Below are 17,854 nucleotides of genomic sequence, written 5' to 3'. Positions count from 1 at the left end.
CATTGAGACATTATGTTTGATATCGGATTTTCAGAATTACTGCTGTTTGGCGTCATCGCCTTAATCGTTTTGGGGCCAGAAAAACTGCCCCAAGCGGCGCGTACGGCTGGGCAGTGGTATGCCAAAATTCGTCGTACGGTGTCTACTTTACAGTCTGAAATCGAAGCTGAGCTTGACTTGGCAGAGACGCGGCAGCAAATGCAAAAAGAGCTGGCGAAAATTCGTGAAACTGAAGCAGAAATGCGCCGTGAGATGGCAGAGATGCGCGGCAGTCTGCAAGAATTTGAATCCTCGCAAAACCAGCATCTTAAAGCCGCGCATCAAGTCAATACTGCGAAAGTGGATAGCGCTAGTAATAAAATCGACCATGAAAAAGACGATCATTCATCAGTAACGCCAAAAGAATTTGACTACGCTTACGACCGCTATGACTCCGATAAAAAATTAACAGCGCCTGAACCATTAGAATTACAGAACTCAAATAATGATGCTAATCTGAAAACTGATGTTAACGACAATACCCATCAAATAATCCAAACTGCCATTACCAAACCCTGGGAAAACATGTGGTTTCGTTTGGGCGCTTATGACAAAGCAAGGCGTCTGCCGCAGCCGCCCTACCTGCCCAATTATAAAGCCGATACGTTATTAAATAACCAGTTAAATAAACCATCGATTAACAAATCATCAATTCAGCAGGCTTCCGCCAAGCAGCAGGAGAATGATTAGTGGGTTTATTTAAGCGTAAAAAAAGCCGTCAAGAAAAAGTAACGGCTACAGACATCGATGCTATTACAGATGCCGCCACAGATGCCGCTGCGCATGATGACTCTGGTGATATCTTAAGCTCAATGGCTGATATGCCGATTACTGAGCATTTGATTGAATTGCGTCGGCATCTGATTAAAATATGCGTCGCGGTACTGGTGATATTTTTGGCGTTGGTCGGATTTTCACGTGAGCTCTATGATTTTTTATCCGACCCATTGGTTGCTCAGTTGCCCGCCAACTCGACGATGATAGCAACCGATATCACCTCTAACTTTATGGCGCCAATACGTCTGAGTATCTTTGTGGCGGCATTTTTGGCAATGCCCTATATCTTGTATCAAATTTGGTCGTTTGTCGCGCCTGGTTTGTATAAAAAAGAGAAGAAAGTTGCTATTCCTGTACTGATGTCTTCGATATTTTTATTTTATGCGGGCGTAGCGTTTGCTTATTTTATTGTTTTAAAGGGCGTGCTTAAGTTCTTTATCATGTTTGCGCCGCAAAACGTCTTACCGATGACAGATATCGACAGTTATTTAAGCTTTGCGCTCAAGCTGTTTATGGTGTTTGGGCTTACCTTTGAGATTCCAGTGGTGACTTTACTATTGATATTGGCGGGTGTCGTCTCCATTCAGAGTCTAGAAGATAAACGTCGCTATATTATCGTCGGCTGTTTTGGCGTTGCAGCGGTCGTTACACCGCCCGACGGGGTGTCGATGTTAATGCTTGCCATCCCAATGTGGTTATTGTTTGAGCTGGGATTGTTTTTGGCGAAAGTTTTAATCAAAGAAGAACGTAAACTGACTTTGACAGACGATATAGAGTTGAAGAAAGAATAACTTTACTTATCAGGCACTTATTCAAAAAGCAGCCAACACGCTAATCTGTTAATATAACTTTCTTATTTAAATCGCTTTCTTATTTAAGTCGCTCAGTACTACCCTCAGTGTTAATGAGTGTCTCAATATCACCGTTATTATCAGCCGTCAGCCATTGTTTATGCAGTGGCTTTTTTTACCGTCGCTAATCTTGACCCCATTCTAGTTTTTTAGGTAGCTTTATTATGTCCGCATCGATGCCAGCTTATATGAGCGATCCCACTGATGAGCAGCTGAACGCGCTAAACATGGCGATGGATCACAAGTCATTTAAAGTGGTCGCTTATGCGGGCGCAGGGAAAACCACGACGCTCAAATTAATTGGTGAGCGTCTGCGCGGTCGCGGCTTGTATTTAGCCTTTAACAAAGCCATTGCCAACGATGCGCGGCAAAAATTCCCCGGTCATGTCGATTGTCGGACGTTTCACTCATTAGCCTACCGTCACGTACCACGTGATATTACCGCTAAATTGTCGTTACCGAGATTTTCACCCAAGCGTTTGGGTGATGATTTGGGCTTACAACCGGTACAAGTACGCCGGCAAATGGATGGGGTGAATAAATATATTACCCTCACGCCAGCGCGCTTGTCGCGGTTTGTCAGTGATGCAGTGAGTAATTTTTGTAGTACCCACGCCAGCTATCCTGCCCCAAGGCATCTTGAATTTCCAAGCTGGCTTGCTGAGTCAGATAGCGAGCAGTTACGCGAAATGCTCTACCCTGCTGTTGAGCAGCGCTGGTTACAGTCGATTGATGCGCGCCATCCGGCTGGTATCGGCCATGATATTTATCTTAAATTGTGGGCACTATCGAAACCGAGTATTCCTGCGGACTTTATCTTATTTGATGAAGCTCAAGATGCCGATCCGTTGATGATGGGGATTTTGACCCAGCAGCCACGGCAGGTGATTTATGTCGGTGACGCCCATCAGCAGATTTATGAGTGGCGCGGCGCGGTCAATGCGATGAAAAAACTGCCGTTGCCGCAAACCTTATTGACCCAATCGTTTCGTTTTGGCGAACCAATTGCCGAGATTGCCAATACCTTGCTCAAAGCTTTACAAGAAGACGTACCATTAAAAGGCAATCCAAATAAGCAATCGTCTACCGAAAAAGGCATGGTACATAGTAAAAAAGATGCCATTCTTTGCCGTACCAATGCTGCGGCGATGTCGCAGTTATTAACTGGTTTAAAACTTGGGCATAGAGTGGCGTTACAAGCCGATACTGATCGTATGCTTAAATTTTGTCAGGCAGCCGAAAACTTAAAAAATGGTAAATCGGCGTATGGCGTGCCCGAACTGGCGTATTTTTATAATTGGGGTGACGTTCAAGAATACTCTGAAACCAATGAAGGCAGTGACCTTAAAACCTTGGTGAAGTTGGTCGATGACCATGGTACCAATGTGTTGACGCAGGCAGTTAACAGCCTAACCCGTATCGAAAATGCTGATTATGTCATCTCAACCGCGCATAAAGCCAAAGGGCTTGAGTGGGGCAAAGTGCAGCTCGATGATGATTTTTATTATGACGTAACCACCAATGCGGTCAAGATTAGCCCAGAAGAGCTGCGTCTGCTCTACGTTGCGTGTACGCGCGCGCAAAGCAATTTAGATATTCATAATATTAAAGACTTGGTATCAGGACTGCAGACGGGTAAAAAGGTGATTTTTGGTAATACTTAATCTGCCCGTCTATCTCTCCCCTCATCGCCTTTGCCGACCTCTTTTTATAACATTGACTCTCCTATCATGAATCATAATCAGCAACTTCAAGCACGCCAAAACACCATACAGCAATTATTTGCCAATTCTGTTCGTCTTCTTGCGCCCATGGAAGGCTTAACTGATCCCTTGATGCGCCAAATCCTAACCCAAATTGCGTCAGACTTGGGTCGTCCTTATGATTGGTCGGTCAGTGAGTTTATTCGCGTCACCCAAACTGTCTTACCAGCACACGTTTTTTATAAATACGTACCAGAGTTGCATCATGATGCCAAAACTGCATCCGGTACACCGATTCATATTCAGTTGCTCGGTAGTGACGCGCAATTGATGGCAGAAAATGCCGCTTATGCTGCCGAGCTTGGTGCGCCTGCGATTGATATCAATTTTGGTTGTCCGGCTAAAACGGTTAACAGCCATCGTGGTGGCTCAGTGCTACTTGATGAGCCTGAGGTGATGTATGAGATTATCAGTGCCGTACGCCGAGCTGTACCCGCGCACCTTCCCGTATCCGCAAAGATTCGCCTGGGCTATACGGATACGAGTCGCATGGACGATATCAAAGCGGCGATTGCTGCGAGCGGCGCTGATTGGTTAACCATTCATGCGCGTACCAAAACCCAAGGTTATAAGCCGCCCGCTTACTGGGACAAAATCCAAAATTTTAATATGCTTGCTATACCAGTGATTGCCAATGGTGAAATTTGGAATAGTGAACACGCACAAAACTGTATGACGCAATCCGGTACGACGCATTTAATGCTTGGTCGCGGCGCTGTCACCCGTCCTGATTTGATTGCCAAGATTGATCTCGATAATAATGACACAAAAACACTGACAGTCTTAGCATGGCAAGATTTAATTACCCATCAGATTAAGTTTTTAGAGGGTGCGGCGAAAAACGATGTGGTGTTGGTCGGGCGTTATAAGCAGTGGCTTGGTATGTTGACCAAAGGTTACTCTGAGGCGCAAACCTTGTGGGAACGTATTAAAAGAGAAAAAAATAAAGCGGTGATTATCGCGGCGCTGCAAAATAGCACATGCGAATAAACAGCGCCTTATGATCGATACTGTAAAGGTGTTAAAAATGAAAATCTCAAAGACTTACAGCAGCAATAAGCTAAAAACTGACCCGAATCGCTAAATAAAACAACATCAATGAGCAAGCCATCGAAAGCACCCAAAGAATAGAGCGAAAGGTCGCTAAATTGGTAATATAGGCCACGCAAAACCCAATACGAATCAGCACATAAAGCCAAGCGATGGTATTAATTATCAACTGCGGTACAAAAAACAGCATTGCTACCAATACTGCCGCCAAAAATATAGGCAAGGTTTCATAGCTGTTTTGCTGGGCAGCATTGGCCCGCGCGGCAGCTCCTGTCGTCCCTTGTAAGAAATCACGCGGGTGGGCATTGTCAGCAAAATTAAAACCACCAAGCGCTTTTGCTGTCAGCGCCATCATCAGTGGCAGCAGACTTGCCACCACCATCGCCCAAATAGCCGCTGCGGCACTATCGGGAATCAACCCAAAGAATAGACTCATCAGTATACTCGTCCCTATCCTGCAATCACTTCAAAATCGTGAGTCACATTGACGCCGCCCTGTACCAGCATCCGACTGGCTGAGCAGTATTTTTCGGCCGACAATTTGATGGCTTTTTCTACTTGGCTTTCTTTGACCTCTTGTCCGGTCACCACAAAATGCATATGAATGTCGGTATAAACTGCTGGAATGGTCTCAGCACGCTGAGCGGTCAGCTCACAACGTACATCGGTCACTTGTTGGCGCGACTTTTGTAAAATTGCCACCACATCGTAGCTGGCACAGCCACCAAGTCCTAATAAAATTAGCTCCATAGGACTGGCGCCCTTTTCTTTATCAGCATCGATTTGGACGTTATGTCCTGATGGCGACACACCCATAAAGGCTTTATTTTCTTGCCACGTGACGCTTGCTTTTGACTCTGACATCTTAGATATTCCTTGTTTTAATTGCTACGACTTTGAATGCGCATGCTTCTTAATTCATATGCTTCTTAATTCATATGCTTCTTAATTCATATGCTTTTTAATTTGACATGATTTTTAGTTTGAATAGTAAAGGTTTCTTATTTTCTGAAATACAATCTCTTTTTGAAAAATACTGTCTTTTATTAGTGTAGCATAAGCAAAAACCAGATTTATGACGCTCTTTCCTCGTTTGCCTTTTCTTGTTTACCTTTTATAAACCGCTACCTTATTTATGCTTTAACAATAATATTCGATATTTAAGTATTTATACACCTATCGTTACCGCGACTTATCATTGTTAGAAAAATCTGCGGAATTTACTTACAAAAGTAGAATTATAAGTTACTGATTTTAAAGGATTAATCTTGTGAAACATTTTATAGCAAAATACTGTTACACATTTTGGTTGTTTCTTGGTTTAATAACGGTAATGAATCTTATTTTGTCATAGTACTGATGGTCATCACCCTATAATAACTATGATTGCTGTCGTTGTACCTTGTCGAAATAAGCTATTTTTAAACAATTTAAAAGGGTTTAGTCATGATAGATGCAGACGGCTTTCGCGCCAATGTCGGCATCATCTTGGCAAATACACAAGGGCAAGTTCTGTGGGCAAAACGTATTGGTCACAACGCTTGGCAGTTCCCTCAAGGCGGCATCGACCGCGGGGAGACGCCGATGGATGCGATGTATCGCGAGCTCTGGGAAGAGGTCGGTTTACATCCGCGTCATGTCGATCTACTGGCGGTCACGCAAGATTGGTTGCGTTATCGTTTGCCAAAACGCTATGTGCGTCATGGGCAGTACCCTTTGTGTATTGGGCAAAAACAAAAATGGTTTTTGCTGCGCTTAGATGAGCCGAATACTCAACACATCCGCTTTGATGAGGGTAAACCAGAATTTGACCATTGGCAATGGGTCAGCTACTGGTATCCACTCGGACAAGTGATTCATTTTAAACGCGGGGTATATCGTCGCGCCTTGCAAGAATTGGTGCGCGAACTACCGCTTAAACAAGAACTGATTATTCCAGAACAAAACAACCATTTGTTGGTGGAATAAGTATTCAAATAGAAAACAAATTCCCCTATTGATAGCTATTATTCATAGGGGAATTTTTTTATGTTAGATTTGCCTATGCTGGCATTCACGGCTAATAAGCGCTGCTTTGATTTTTTTGTCTGAACTATCTTCTTTACGTAAGGTTAAAATACTTTGCGTCCGCGTTCCATAGCTTGGCATGGCTGTTTTATTCATACTACTTAAATCAGCAGATTCAATATAAATGGAGGACAGTGCGCGCTCAATCTGCTTAGCGACACCTGTTTCGGGTAATTTATTTTCTGGCGCTGGCGTATTATCTGACATCACGGCAAACGCCGCTGCTTGCCAGTAGTCAAGGGCGCTGTTCTCGCTAATCAATGGCAACACCTCTTGGCGTAACCGACCGCGTAGGCGTTCGGTTTTAAACCACCCTTCTTCTGGCTGACCATTGGATATTACGTACAATCCAGCATATAACGGCGTTGGTGCATGACCACGATTATTGACAATCACCGCTTGCGCCGTATCGCCAATAACAAGGTTAAAACCTGCGTAATCTTGCAAACTGATTTGTCGAGCAAATTCCAATGGGTTTAAAGTGCTGGTCAAAAAATCGGTGACCAATTCGCCACGTGAGCGCTCATCATTACTTGCTTGTACGCCATCACGAAAATTTAACACCGCCGCCCAGCGCCCGTTTTGGTCGTAAAAATCGCCATGTTGCTGTTGATGTATGCCAAGCCATGTGCCGCCACTTTGCTTATCGCGCCCTGCATAAATAGGCTTATCCTCCCATTGATGCAGCGGCGCTGTTGGACGCTGTAAAAACTCATCACGGTTGGACAGTAAAACCAACGGCAGCTCATCAAATAACTGCCAAGCAATGGCGACGATACACATAGTTTTCCTTGATATAAATATTAAATTATTAGCGCTTAGTTGGTATTCAGCTTTTTATCAGCAGGGTAGCTGATTTGATACGTCGATTGCAGCACTTGTGATTGCTTACTTGGCAAATCAAACTCCCAAGCGACCATGCCTTTATGGTCATTCCAGTCTTTTTGGCTAATCGCTGGGGTGTGCGCCGACGTGACTTTAATATTGTCATCACTGCTCACTGGCTCAGCACTTAACACCTGCAAGCGCACGCTGCGATTGTGCTGATTGGTAAATTGATACGCTTGAGTGATGGTTTTGGTTTGCTGACGGTTAAACACGCCTTTATCACCTTGTTTACTCTCGTCAGTCAATTGCTTCACCAGCAAACTTGGGGCAATACCGAAGCCAACACCCTGCTCTTTTAAATTTTGATAATTATAGCGCGACTGCCCGACATAGTTATCATCACGGTATAGCTGCAACGAGCCATCAGCCCAAGCAGGCGTCAAGAACGGCGCGGATGCATACCAATAAGCGGCGGTCTCGGCACTTGGTGTACTGCGTAGCCAAAGCTTACTGGTGCCAGATTGCTCATCAATGACCGTGCGTACGCGCCTGCCATCACTAGGAATACTGACCCGCTGCGGCAAGCGATATTCGGTGATGCCATTTTTGTTTTGACTACTCACAGTAAAGCTCGGTAGTGGCGGCATCTCTGCACCGCCGCCATAATTGTCTCTTGCAGAAGCAACAACGACAGGCGATGCTTCCATCTCCATCATCGGCGCTGCATAACGAGCCAATTTAGCTTGTTGCTGCTCTTCATATAATGACAAGCGCTCAACGTGTGGCAGCTGACTGGTAGTCGTTTGATTGGGATTTACGCTGCTTAAAATAACAGGCACGTTGCTCCAATTCTCGCCGGTTCGTTGAGCGATAATGGCGGAGGCGGTAATATTCAGCTGCTTGCTGTCGGTATTTAAGCGCGCTTGATAGGTCGGCTCCCAACTGGCGCCGCGCACCTGATAATGCAGTTTAACGGTGCTTGGCGTGCGACTGGCGGTGCGAATACTAACTTGGATCACGCTATTCTGTTTTGAGGTCGTACTGCCCGCCAGCAGCTGATTGAGCGCATCTTTTGCTTGTGCCTCGCGCTGCTGTAACTCGATAATTCTTTTATTAATATTGGCCGCTTGTGTCTCTAAATCGCGGGCGTTATTGGCCAATGTGCCAGCCGTATTAATTTGCGTGACCTTGGTCAAATTTTGCAGATAGGCTTTGGTTAAGCGTGCCGCTTCTAATTCGGCACTGATATCGGCAACAGTGTTTTTCTGGACTTGTACTTTGCTATCGCCTTGATATTGGCCATATTGACATTGCGCCGCTTGCTCAGAGCTCAAGGTTTCGATACTGACTTCACCGACGTTAACATTACCTAGTGCTTGAACGCTAATGCTATCAGCGTCAATGTTCGGCGATAAACAAGAAAAAACCAGCGTTTGCTCGCCACTGCCGTTGATTGGCAAGGTACGCGTGACGCTGGCTAAGCCTTGATAAATAGTAATATTTTCAATATTACTCAGCGCTGCTGGGGCATTGATAGGAACCCATAGCGTCAAACCTGAAGCTAGAATGCCGAGCAAGGATAATGTTGGTAAAGGCAGCTGCATAAGGATTCCTTAGAAATTGAAGCACTTTTTTTCATCTTATCGGTTTTTGCTCCGATTTGCTATTGATTCCATGTGCCATCCCCTTATCTATTTATATATAGATAAACTTATCATAGTATTCGCAACGGATGAATTTTGCTATTATGGGCCACATTCCATTATCAATAATATGATGCCTTTATGATGATTCACCCTCAGTTCGACCCCGTAGCGCTGTCCTTGGGGCCAGTAGAAGTGCACTGGTATGGTTTAATGTACTTGCTGGCCTTTGCCGCCGCTTATGGCCTTGCATGGTATCGCAGTAGCAAACGCGATGGCTGGACCACCGACATGGTGTCTGATTTGGTCTTTTTTGGTGCCCTTGGTGTCATTTTGGGCGGCCGTATCGGCTATGTATTGTTTTATCAATTTGGAGAATTGCTACAAAATCCTGCGTATCTGTTTAGGGTATGGGAAGGCGGCATGTCGTTTCATGGCGGCATGATTGGCGTCTTATTAGGCATGTTATATTTTGCCCGTAAATATAAAAAGACCCCTTTTCAGGTGCTCGATTTTATTATTCCTTGTGTACCAACGGGTCTGCTGTTTGGGCGTATCGGCAACTACATCAACGGCGAGCTATGGGGACGCGTTTCAGACGGTGGCTATAATTGGCTGACTTACTTTCCGCAAGCCGCAGCATTTGATGCGCAGCAATTACAAGCTAATCCTGAATTGCAATCGTTAATGCTTGAGGTCAATGGCCAGTATTTATTGCCGCGTCACCCATCACAGCTCTACGAAGCCCTAGCTGAAGGTCTGCTGCTATTTATATTTTTATGGTGGTATTCCTCAAAACCGCGTCCTCGTATGGCCGTCTCTGCCCTCTTCTTATTGGGCTACGGTCTCAGCCGCTTTATCATTGAGTTTTTCCGTCAGCCCGATGCCGACCAAGGTTTTATTTTACTTGGCTGGATGACTAAAGGCCAAATATTAAGCGCGCCAATGATTATTATTGGTCTCATCATGCTGGTTTATGCTTATAAGCGTAGCATCTATGATTGGGGCAAGCAGGCGGCTTATTAAGCGTTAATTACCAAGTAAGATATTAAAAACACGTTTAAATATTGAATGCTATATTTGAATCAGGCAAAAGAGTAGTTTTATGACCAGTAATTATCATAACAGTAAAAATGAGCAAGCCTATTTAGACTTGCTACAACATGTCATGACGAATGGCACTGAAAAAGGCGATCGTACTGGCACTGGTACACTAAGCCACTTTGGTGCGCAGCTACGTTTTGACTTAGCCGATGGATTTCCCTTACTAACCACCAAAAAAGTCCATTTCAAATCGATCGTTTATGAGCTATTTTGGTTTTTAAGCGGTAGCACCCACGTTGATTATCTACAACAAAATAACGTGCGTATTTGGAACGAATGGGCGACCGCTGACCAAACCGCGCGCTTTAATCGTCCTGCTGGCGACTTGGGTCCCATTTATGGTCATCAATGGCGCAATTATGGCGCCACCAAGCGTGAAGACGGCAGTTATGACAACGATGGCGTCGATCAAATCACTGAGGTGATTGAACAAATAAAGACCAATCCCAACTCGCGCCGCTTAATCGTCTCCGGTTGGAATCCAAAGGAAGCCGATCAAGTTGCCCTGCCGCCTTGCCATACCTTATTTCAGTTCTTTGTCGCAGACAATAAACTGTCCTGCCAGCTTTATCAGCGCTCAGCGGATTTATTCCTAGGTGTGCCATTTAATATCGCTAGCTACGCTTTGCTTACCCATATGGTGGCGCAAGTATGCGGCTTAGAGGTTGGTGAGTTTGTTTGGACGGGCGGCGATTGTCATATTTACCAAAACCATCGTGAGCAAGTTGAATTGCAGTTGACGCGCTCGCTATATGAGCTACCAACCTTAACCCTAAACCCTGACATTAAGGATATTTTTGCCTTTACCTTTGACGATATCAGCGTTGAAGGTTATGAGTCGCATCCAGCTATTAAAGCCAAAGTTGCCGTCTAAATTTAATCGCTTTACTTTTAAAAGACCATAAAAAGGATAGGTTATGAGCTATGCCAATACCGAAGTTGCCCAAATCGCGGCTATTAGTCGCAATCGCTGTATCGGCAAAGGAAATGAGCTGCCGTGGCATATCTCAGCTGACTTGCAGCATTTTAAAAGCATGACGACCAAACAAAGTGACGGCGCGATACAAGGCATCGTTATTATGGGTCGCAAAACCTTTGAGTCGATGGGCAGCAAGCCGCTACCAAAACGCATCAGCTTTATCATCACCACCCAACTAGACTACGCCGAGCAAAATAACTTAGCCGGTAGTGAAAAAGCGTATGTGATGCACAATTTAGACGATGCGCTGACACAAGCGGCCAGCCTTGCTCATGGTGCGCACCTTGATACCATTTGGGTGATTGGCGGCGAGCGGGTCTTTAGTGAGGCGATGATGTATACCGACCGCGTCGAGCTGACGCATGTCGATACTAATATTGAAGATGGCGATGCCTTTTACCCTGAGCTGCCAAATGAGTTTGTAGTCACAGCAGAATCTGAGCAAAAACACGATGAAAAAAGTGGCTTAGAATTTAGGTTTGTGACTTATAAAATAGAAAATGCCGAATAATAATTGTAGTTTATTAAAATAAAAAAAGCTGTCCTAGATAATTCTAAGACAGCTTTTTTATTGTTGGGCTTTATGAGCACAAACTTAAATTTAGCCCATACTGCTGAAACTACTCATGCAGCACTTTATAAATCGTTTTCGCTAATACCGGACCAATCCCCTGCACGCCAGCCAGCTCTTGCTGCGATGCGCCAAGCAATTGCTGCATACCGCCAAAGTGATTAAGCAGGTCACGGCGACGCTTTTCACCCAGCCCCGGTATGACTTCTAGCACCGATGAGGAACGGCGTTTATCGCGCTTTTTACGGTGTGCGGTAATAGCAAACCGATGCGCTTCATCGCGAATATGCATCAATAAATGCAGCGCTTTGCTATCCATCGGCAAATCAAGCGGTTCATGATCGATAAAGTGCAATACTTCCAAGCCTGCTTTACGCCCTTCACCTTTTGCCACACTAATGAGCAACGTATCATTAAGAATACCCAGCTCTGTGAGTACTTCTTTAGCAATACCAAGTTGACCTTTACCACCATCAATCAGCAATAGATCCGGCAATGGCTGCTTCTTATAACGCCGCGTCAGCACTTGCTTCATCGCCGCATAATCATCACCACCTTGGATATCATGAATCGCATACTGACGATAATCACGGCGACGCGAGCCACCTTGGTCAAAGACCACGCAGCTACCGATGGTCGCCTCACCCATGGTATGCGAGATATCAAAACACTCGATACGGTCGATGGTTCGATCAGTAACCTCTGCTAGCACCTCTTTAAGCGCGCCAAAGCGGGCATGCAATTCTAAATAATCACCAAGTTTGGTTTTTAGCGCATTATTGGTATTAAGTTTTGCCAAATCTAACCACTCAGCGCGGTGCTCACGGACATTGGTTTTAATGACGACTTTGCTACCAAAATGCGTTGCCAGTGCTTCACTCACCGCTATCTGATCGGGTAGCTCATGACTTAAGATAATTTCTGCTGGCAAGTCATCGGTCACCTGAAAATAGAATGAAGTAATAAACGCTGATAAATTATCAGCAAGAGGCTCACTGCTATCAACATCAGGGAAATAGTTCTTACCGCCTAGCACGCGCCCGCCGCGCACCGTCAATACATTGACACAGGTCATGCCTGCTTGGCTGGCAATAGCTATTACGTCGGCCTCGCCTTGTACGGTATAAACGGCTTGCTTTGCTTGGACTTCACGCAGCATAGACAGCTGATCCCGATAAAAGACCGCCTTTTCAAAATCTAAAACTTCAGCCGCACCTTCCATTTTTTCAATCAGCGTACTATGGATATCGCTAGAATCGCCTTTTAGGAAACGAATGGTGTTATTCACATCTTCCGCATATTCTTCTGGCGATACCAAACCAACACAGGGCGCACGGCAACGCTTAATCTGATACTCAAGGCAAGGGCGCTTGCGCTGTTTAAAAAAGGTATTGGTACATTGGCGCATCTGAAACATTTTTTGCATGAGCACCAGGGTCTCTTTTGCCGCATGCGCAGAAGGGAAAGGACCAAAAAACCGGCCTTTTTGGTGATTGCCTTTACCGCGACCATAAGCCAATCTGGGATAAGGTTTATCGGCTGAGATAAACACATAAAGATAAGATTTATCATCACGCAATAGCACGTTATAAGGCGGACGGTGTTCTTTAATCAGATTTTGCTCGAGCAGCAGCGCTTCAGTTTCACTACGAGTAATAATGGTTTCGATATTATGAATCCGCGCGACTAACGCTCGCGTCTTTGGATGGTCAATGGTCTTGGCAAAGTAGCTGTTGACGCGACTTTTAAGCGACTTGGCTTTACCGACATAAAGAATATCGCCATTTTTACCGAGCATTTTATATACCCCTGGCAAATTTGGCAGGCGCTGAATCAAATGCTTAAGACGGGCTTTTTTATCGTCGACGGGACTCGATGCTGAGACATTAACCATAGAATTTACTGCTCTCAAGATACTGATATATAGCTATTTATGGGGCGATAGTGAGTGTTTTACAAGAACCTTTATCAGCTTAGCAACAACCATAAAAAAAGCCAGCACCAAGGCTGACTTTTTGCAGAAAAACAACCCTACAGTGCGACTAGTGACGGAAATTTGGTAATAATGCTGGGATACCTGGCAACATACCGACGATTGCCATAACCCCTGTTAATATCACAAACGTGACCACAGGAATAATCCAGCGGCTCATTTTGGTCAGATTGGCACTACGCTCTTTCGAGCCAATTAAGCCTAAATTATCCAGTACTAGAGTAATTGACCAACCAAAGGCTGGATTTACCAAGGCTGACGCAAAGACAACAATAGCAGCAGACTGAGTGGTTTTGCCCTCGCGTGTCATCTCCATCCCAGCTTCAAGCAATGGGATAAAGACACCAACAATCAGCGCCACACACATCACCGGTTCCCAAATAGCCAAATCCATGGGATAACCCCAAATACCGGCAATAAGACAAAATACGCCCGTTAATACCGCACCAGCTGGAATAGGACGTTTGGCAATTGCGGCGGGTACAATATACGTGCCCCATGACGACGCAAAGTTTGCACCGCCTAATAAAGAACCTGCTACCTGACGAATAGAAGCACTGGTCATGGTATCATCGATATCCATAAGCACGCGCTCAGTGCGTTTTGGATAGCTAATTTTTTGAAAGACTTGATGACCTAAAAAGTCTGGCGACCACATGGCGACGGCCAACACCGCAAAGGGTAACACCACAACGAAGCTTTCAATGGTTGGCAATCCGAGCATCCAACCGGTATCTTCACCCCACCAATACATAGGGTTCATGTGCGGTAAACCCGGTGCCGTTTCAAAAACAAAGGGTGCACCCATCGCAAAGGCAACCCCGCCACCTAACAGACAGCTTAACGGTACCGCAAGCCAGCGCTTTTGGAAGTTCTCTAACACCGCATATAAGATAATCGTCAGTAAAATGACCACAAAGGCAATATGCGCCATGCCAATACCTTCTGCCCACGCAAATAGGTTTTTGACTTGCGAGATGGTACCAATAAAGCCCAGATACAACAGCAAGCCACCGCACACGCCTTTACTGGTCAAGTTTGCTAGCAAACTACCTCCTTTACTGATGGCAAGTAACAAGCCAAAAGCACCGATTAGCAAACCGAAGGCCATTGGGTGACCGCCAGCAGCAACGACGATAGGAATGAGCGGAATCAGTGGACCGTGCGTACCGGCAAGGTTAGCAGTTGGTAGTAGGAAACCTGAGAATAAGATAATAAAAAATGAAACGATTAGCAGCTCATAGCGGACGTTTTCTAGGACAAAGGCATCACCTAAACCAAGCGGGCCGGCAAAGGTTGCCGCAATAGCACCCACCATCACGACTTTACCAATGGTCGCGGCCATCGCCGGAATCGTATCTTCATATTCAAAACGATAATCACGGAACGGCAGATTGGGTCGCCAGCGTTTCGGCTGCATGATTTGCAATTCATGATTGAGATAGGCGTTACGATTTTTAAAACTAGAATTGGGCTTATGTAAGTCTACATAGCTGTCTTGCAAATCACTATCAGAAGGGGTTGGTTGCTGCGGGTTGGACCCTGAGGCGGGAAGCTGTGTACCACTCATCACATTTCCTTATGTCGACTGAGGTTTGAGCGGCGCTACTACCCTAAGAGCGGGTAAATATGACGCTGCCCAAAACAAAATTGCGGCTATTGTAAGGCATCGGCAAGGATAATGCGAGGCTTTATAGATGAAAAGATACCATACGTATCGTTATGAAAAGTATTTATTATGGCTTAGCAGGTAACACTTATAAAAATGTAATGAATCCACGTAAAGGATAAGCGGTATCATGGTCATTTTGCGCTTGTTACGCTTTAAAGCTGGTGAGCTTAGGTGTTTTTCACTATGATAAATATCTTTTTATCGCCCATTGCTTGGTAGCTCGTATTTAAAAGCAGCAAGCACGGCCGTCAAGGTTGACTGCATACAATAAAAATACTCCATACGATAAAAAAATCCATACGATAAGATTAGCAAAACCGGAAAAGCCAATAGGAAATATTGATGAGTTTACTGCCTAAAAATCTTGAAACGCTGAAACGTAATGCCAAAAAAAACATCATTCCATTACTCACCCCTTATTTGCTTAAATTGCGTATCAACACTTATGCGCCCTACATCGGTGCCGGTATCAAGATTGAGCATATCAACCTAGACCAAGGTTTATGCGTGGTCAACATGGGGCTAAATAGCTTAAATAAGAATATCGTTGGCACCCAGTTCGGTGGCAGTCTATATTCGATGGTTGATCCATTTTATATGCTGATGCTGATGCACCAACTCGGTAGCAGCTACGTGGTTTGGGATAAAAGCTCACATATTGAATTTATCGCCCCTGGCAATAGCAAAGTCACCGCGCGCATGAAAATCCCTAGCGCTGAAATTATTACTATTCAGGAATTGGCGAAAGAAGGTGAGCCGGTATTTCGTGAATATAAGGTCGATATCGTTGATGAACAACAAAAAGTCATCGCGACTGTGACTAAGACCCTTTATATTCGACTGCGTAAGTACAGCAAATCTAAAGACCAAACCAACCGTATAGACAACCTTGAAAGCTAACGTTAAGCTTAAAGCGTTCAATTAAAATAAAGCCCCACATACAAAAACCCCAATCTGGCATGCGCACAGATTGGGGTTTTGTCTTTTTTGGTATGGCCCGCTTATTTATAAATAAACCTATGAATAAGGGCTTGTATCTACTTTTACTTCATAATGCAGCTGTACAATAGACGGCTGAATCATATAAGTAATTTTAAGCGCGATGCTTAAAATCAGATACTCGGTACAGTCTAAGCGTCAGTTTTTTTCTGAGCCGCTTTAGGAGCACGAGCAACCAACTTTTCGCGGATACGTGCTGATTTACCAGAGCGCTCACGTAAGTAGTATAGTTTCGCACGGCGAACTGCGCCACGGCGTTTCACTTCAATGCTATCAATGATTGGTGAATGCAATTGGAATGCACGCTCAACACCAACACCGCTTGAAATTTTACGAACGGTAAATGCTGAGTTTAGACCGCGGTTACGCTTAGCAATTACAACGCCTTCAAAAGCCTGTAAACGCTCACGCTCACCTTCACGTACTTTTACTTGAACCACAACGGTATCGCCGGGTGCAAAGCTTGGGCGCTCAATCAATTGAGCATTTTCGATGACCTGAACCAATGGATGCTTGTTGCTCATGAGAGTTATCTCCTCACATTAGATAATAGAGGCTTGACGCATATCACCTGTTTGTAATAATGAATCATAGCTATTATTAATATCTTGGATTAATAATAACTACAACGTAAATGGGTTATGACCAACGGCCATGATGCTATGACACGTTTTATTGTTGCTCAAAATTTTATTGCTTAACTGTTTATGTTTTTAACCGCTATTAACTAACGTGGCTTTTTATCTGCTTTTGTCAATGCCTTTAACCACTTCGCTTGCTCGACCGTTGGCGTAAACGCTTGCCATAAATCTGGACGCCGCGCTTGCGTACGTTCGACCTGTTGGCTAAAGCGCCACTTGGCGATATTGCCATGATGTCCTGAAAGTAGAACTTCAGGAACCGCCAACCCAGCAAATTCATGCGGCTTGGTATAGTGCGGACAATCAAGCAAACCATCGACAAACGAGTCTTGCTCAGCAGATTTATCATCACCCATAATATCAGGCAGACGACGTATCACACTATCCATGAGCACCATTGCTGGTAGCTCGCCACCGGTCAACACATAATCACCGAGCGATATCTCCATGTCGACATACTGCGTCAGTAAGCGCTCATCAATACCTTCGTAACGACCACATAATAAAATCATGCCGTCATACTCAGTCATACTGACCACACTACTTTCGCTGAGCGTTTTGCCTTGTGGTGACATATATATCACCGGACAGTGCGCACTATCGACACGGCAACCGTGCTGACTGGCGCGCAGGCGGGCATCCTCAATTGCTAGGGATAATGGCTCAGCCATCATCACCATACCAGGACCTCCACCATACGGGCGCTCATCAATACGGCGATAATTATCCGTAGTATAATCACGTGGATTGATGCATTCAATCGTGACTTGCTCCTGAGTGACTGCCCGTCCCGTGATTCCAAACTCACGAATCGTGGCAAACATTTCAGGGAAAATACTAATCACGGCAAAATACATCAGATCTCTACTTGCATAAA

At 44.9% G+C, this 17,854-nt stretch carries 17 protein-coding genes; 9 read left to right on the top strand and 8 right to left on the bottom strand.

What is annotated here, in order from left to right:
* Window positions 1–12 precede the first annotated feature (12 nt).
* The 4 genes from tatB (at window position 13) to H9653_RS04370 (ending at window position 4,420) form a co-directional block, all read left to right on the top strand.
* Entirely contained in the window at window positions 13–729 is a 717-nt protein-coding gene (gene tatB, locus H9653_RS04385; RefSeq protein WP_191690739.1) for a Sec-independent protein translocase protein TatB, read from the top strand.
* Window positions 729–1,607: a twin-arginine translocase subunit TatC gene (gene tatC, locus H9653_RS04380; RefSeq protein ID WP_191690737.1), complete on the top strand. Its 879-nt coding sequence runs from the start codon at window positions 729–731 to the stop codon at window positions 1,605–1,607. Before tatB ends, tatC begins: the two co-directional genes overlap by 1 nt.
* Window positions 1,608–1,831: 224 nt before the next feature.
* Complete coding sequence (locus H9653_RS04375; protein WP_191690735.1) at window positions 1,832–3,331, top strand: UvrD-helicase domain-containing protein; 1,500 nt, start codon at window positions 1,832–1,834, stop codon at window positions 3,329–3,331.
* A 66-nt stretch (window positions 3,332–3,397) separates the two neighbouring features.
* On the top strand, window positions 3,398–4,420 hold the full coding sequence (locus tag H9653_RS04370) for a tRNA dihydrouridine synthase (RefSeq protein WP_191690733.1): 1,023 nt from the start codon (window positions 3,398–3,400) through the stop codon (window positions 4,418–4,420).
* Window positions 4,421–4,490: 70 nt separating this feature from the next.
* Here H9653_RS04370 and H9653_RS04365 read toward each other — a convergent pair whose 3' ends face one another.
* Window positions 4,491–4,916: an MAPEG family protein gene (locus tag H9653_RS04365; RefSeq protein WP_144297679.1), complete on the bottom strand. Its 426-nt coding sequence runs from the start codon at window positions 4,914–4,916 to the stop codon at window positions 4,491–4,493.
* A 14-nt stretch (window positions 4,917–4,930) separates the two neighbouring features.
* Window positions 4,931–5,344, bottom strand: a complete 414-nt coding sequence (locus H9653_RS04360) for an OsmC family protein (RefSeq protein ID WP_191690731.1) — start codon at window positions 5,342–5,344, stop codon at window positions 4,931–4,933.
* 582 nt (window positions 5,345–5,926) lie between these two features.
* Here H9653_RS04360 and H9653_RS04355 point away from each other — a divergent pair.
* A complete protein-coding gene (locus H9653_RS04355) occupies window positions 5,927–6,448 on the top strand; it encodes an RNA pyrophosphohydrolase (RefSeq protein WP_068403735.1) in 522 nt (173 codons plus the stop codon).
* Window positions 6,449–6,511: 63 nt separating this feature from the next.
* Here H9653_RS04355 and H9653_RS04350 read toward each other — a convergent pair whose 3' ends face one another.
* Window positions 6,512–7,330 carry an NRDE family protein gene (locus tag H9653_RS04350; RefSeq protein ID WP_191690729.1) on the bottom strand — a complete coding sequence of 273 codons (819 nt, stop codon included), beginning with the start codon at window positions 7,328–7,330 and terminating at the stop codon, window positions 6,512–6,514.
* A 35-nt stretch (window positions 7,331–7,365) separates the two neighbouring features.
* The gene (locus H9653_RS04345; protein WP_191690728.1) at window positions 7,366–8,979 is read right to left on the bottom strand and encodes a DUF4139 domain-containing protein; all 1,614 of its coding nucleotides are present in this window, start codon (window positions 8,977–8,979) and stop codon (window positions 7,366–7,368) included.
* Between the two features lie 180 nt (window positions 8,980–9,159).
* On the opposite strand from H9653_RS04345, the gene lgt reads away from it, so the two are divergent.
* The 3 genes from lgt to H9653_RS04330 all read left to right on the top strand — a co-directional run bounded on the left by lgt (window position 9,160) and on the right by H9653_RS04330 (window position 11,612).
* Complete coding sequence (gene lgt / locus H9653_RS04340; RefSeq protein ID WP_191690726.1) at window positions 9,160–10,044, top strand: prolipoprotein diacylglyceryl transferase; 885 nt, start codon at window positions 9,160–9,162, stop codon at window positions 10,042–10,044.
* 79 nt (window positions 10,045–10,123) lie between these two features.
* A complete protein-coding gene (locus tag H9653_RS04335; RefSeq protein ID WP_191690724.1) occupies window positions 10,124–10,996 on the top strand; it encodes a thymidylate synthase in 873 nt (290 codons plus the stop codon).
* A gap of 43 nt (window positions 10,997–11,039) precedes the next feature.
* Complete coding sequence (locus tag H9653_RS04330) at window positions 11,040–11,612, top strand: dihydrofolate reductase (RefSeq protein WP_191690722.1); 573 nt, start codon at window positions 11,040–11,042, stop codon at window positions 11,610–11,612.
* A gap of 109 nt (window positions 11,613–11,721) precedes the next feature.
* Here H9653_RS04330 and uvrC read toward each other — a convergent pair whose 3' ends face one another.
* Together uvrC and H9653_RS04320 are read right to left on the bottom strand one after the other, a co-directional pair.
* On the bottom strand, window positions 11,722–13,566 hold the full coding sequence (gene uvrC, locus H9653_RS04325; protein WP_191690720.1) for an excinuclease ABC subunit UvrC: 1,845 nt from the start codon (window positions 13,564–13,566) through the stop codon (window positions 11,722–11,724).
* 148 nt (window positions 13,567–13,714) lie between these two features.
* The gene (locus H9653_RS04320) at window positions 13,715–15,235 is read right to left on the bottom strand and encodes a DUF3360 family protein (RefSeq protein ID WP_191690718.1); all 1,521 of its coding nucleotides are present in this window, start codon (window positions 15,233–15,235) and stop codon (window positions 13,715–13,717) included.
* A gap of 444 nt (window positions 15,236–15,679) precedes the next feature.
* On the opposite strand from H9653_RS04320, the gene H9653_RS04315 reads away from it, so the two are divergent.
* A complete protein-coding gene (locus H9653_RS04315) occupies window positions 15,680–16,237 on the top strand; it encodes a DUF4442 domain-containing protein (RefSeq protein WP_191690716.1) in 558 nt (185 codons plus the stop codon).
* Window positions 16,238–16,467: 230 nt separating this feature from the next.
* Here the strand turns inward: H9653_RS04315 and rplS are convergent, their stop codons facing one another.
* Both rplS and trmD read right to left on the bottom strand, forming a co-directional pair.
* Complete coding sequence (gene rplS / locus H9653_RS04310) at window positions 16,468–16,860, bottom strand: 50S ribosomal protein L19 (protein ID WP_191690714.1); 393 nt, start codon at window positions 16,858–16,860, stop codon at window positions 16,468–16,470.
* A gap of 203 nt (window positions 16,861–17,063) precedes the next feature.
* Window positions 17,064–17,834 (bottom strand): tRNA (guanosine(37)-N1)-methyltransferase TrmD, encoded by a 771-nt coding sequence (gene trmD, locus H9653_RS04305; RefSeq protein WP_191690712.1) that lies wholly within the window; start codon window positions 17,832–17,834, stop codon window positions 17,064–17,066.
* Between the last annotated feature and the right edge of the window lie 20 nt (window positions 17,835–17,854).

This window comes from Psychrobacter communis, from assembly GCF_014836505.1.
In the GTDB taxonomy this organism is placed as follows: Bacteria; Pseudomonadota; Gammaproteobacteria; order Pseudomonadales; family Moraxellaceae; genus Psychrobacter; species Psychrobacter faecalis.
The sequence above is the reverse complement of the archived record's forward strand: the minus strand, read 5'-3'. Positions and strand labels throughout refer to the sequence as shown.

Coding starts and splice junctions, on each gene's coding strand:
- trmD (WP_191690712.1), bottom strand. CDS start 17,834: ATGTATTTTGCCGTGATTAGTATTTTCCCTGAAATGTTTGCCACGATT.
- H9653_RS04315 (WP_191690716.1), top strand. CDS start 15,680: ATGAGTTTACTGCCTAAAAATCTTGAAACGCTGAAACGTAATGCCAAA.
- tatB (WP_191690739.1), top strand. CDS start 13: ATGTTTGATATCGGATTTTCAGAATTACTGCTGTTTGGCGTCATCGCC.
- H9653_RS04360 (WP_191690731.1), bottom strand. CDS start 5,344: ATGTCAGAGTCAAAAGCAAGCGTCACGTGGCAAGAAAATAAAGCCTTT.
- lgt (WP_191690726.1), top strand. CDS start 9,160: ATGATGATTCACCCTCAGTTCGACCCCGTAGCGCTGTCCTTGGGGCCA.
- H9653_RS04320 (WP_191690718.1), bottom strand. CDS start 15,235: ATGAGTGGTACACAGCTTCCCGCCTCAGGGTCCAACCCGCAGCAACCA.
- H9653_RS04375 (WP_191690735.1), top strand. CDS start 1,832: ATGTCCGCATCGATGCCAGCTTATATGAGCGATCCCACTGATGAGCAG.
- H9653_RS04365 (WP_144297679.1), bottom strand. CDS start 4,916: ATGAGTCTATTCTTTGGGTTGATTCCCGATAGTGCCGCAGCGGCTATT.
- H9653_RS04345 (WP_191690728.1), bottom strand. CDS start 8,979: ATGCAGCTGCCTTTACCAACATTATCCTTGCTCGGCATTCTAGCTTCA.
- H9653_RS04330 (WP_191690722.1), top strand. CDS start 11,040: ATGAGCTATGCCAATACCGAAGTTGCCCAAATCGCGGCTATTAGTCGC.
- H9653_RS04370 (WP_191690733.1), top strand. CDS start 3,398: ATGAATCATAATCAGCAACTTCAAGCACGCCAAAACACCATACAGCAA.
- H9653_RS04355 (WP_068403735.1), top strand. CDS start 5,927: ATGATAGATGCAGACGGCTTTCGCGCCAATGTCGGCATCATCTTGGCA.
- uvrC (WP_191690720.1), bottom strand. CDS start 13,566: ATGGTTAATGTCTCAGCATCGAGTCCCGTCGACGATAAAAAAGCCCGT.
- rplS (WP_191690714.1), bottom strand. CDS start 16,860: ATGAGCAACAAGCATCCATTGGTTCAGGTCATCGAAAATGCTCAATTG.
- H9653_RS04335 (WP_191690724.1), top strand. CDS start 10,124: ATGACCAGTAATTATCATAACAGTAAAAATGAGCAAGCCTATTTAGAC.
- H9653_RS04350 (WP_191690729.1), bottom strand. CDS start 7,330: ATGTGTATCGTCGCCATTGCTTGGCAGTTATTTGATGAGCTGCCGTTG.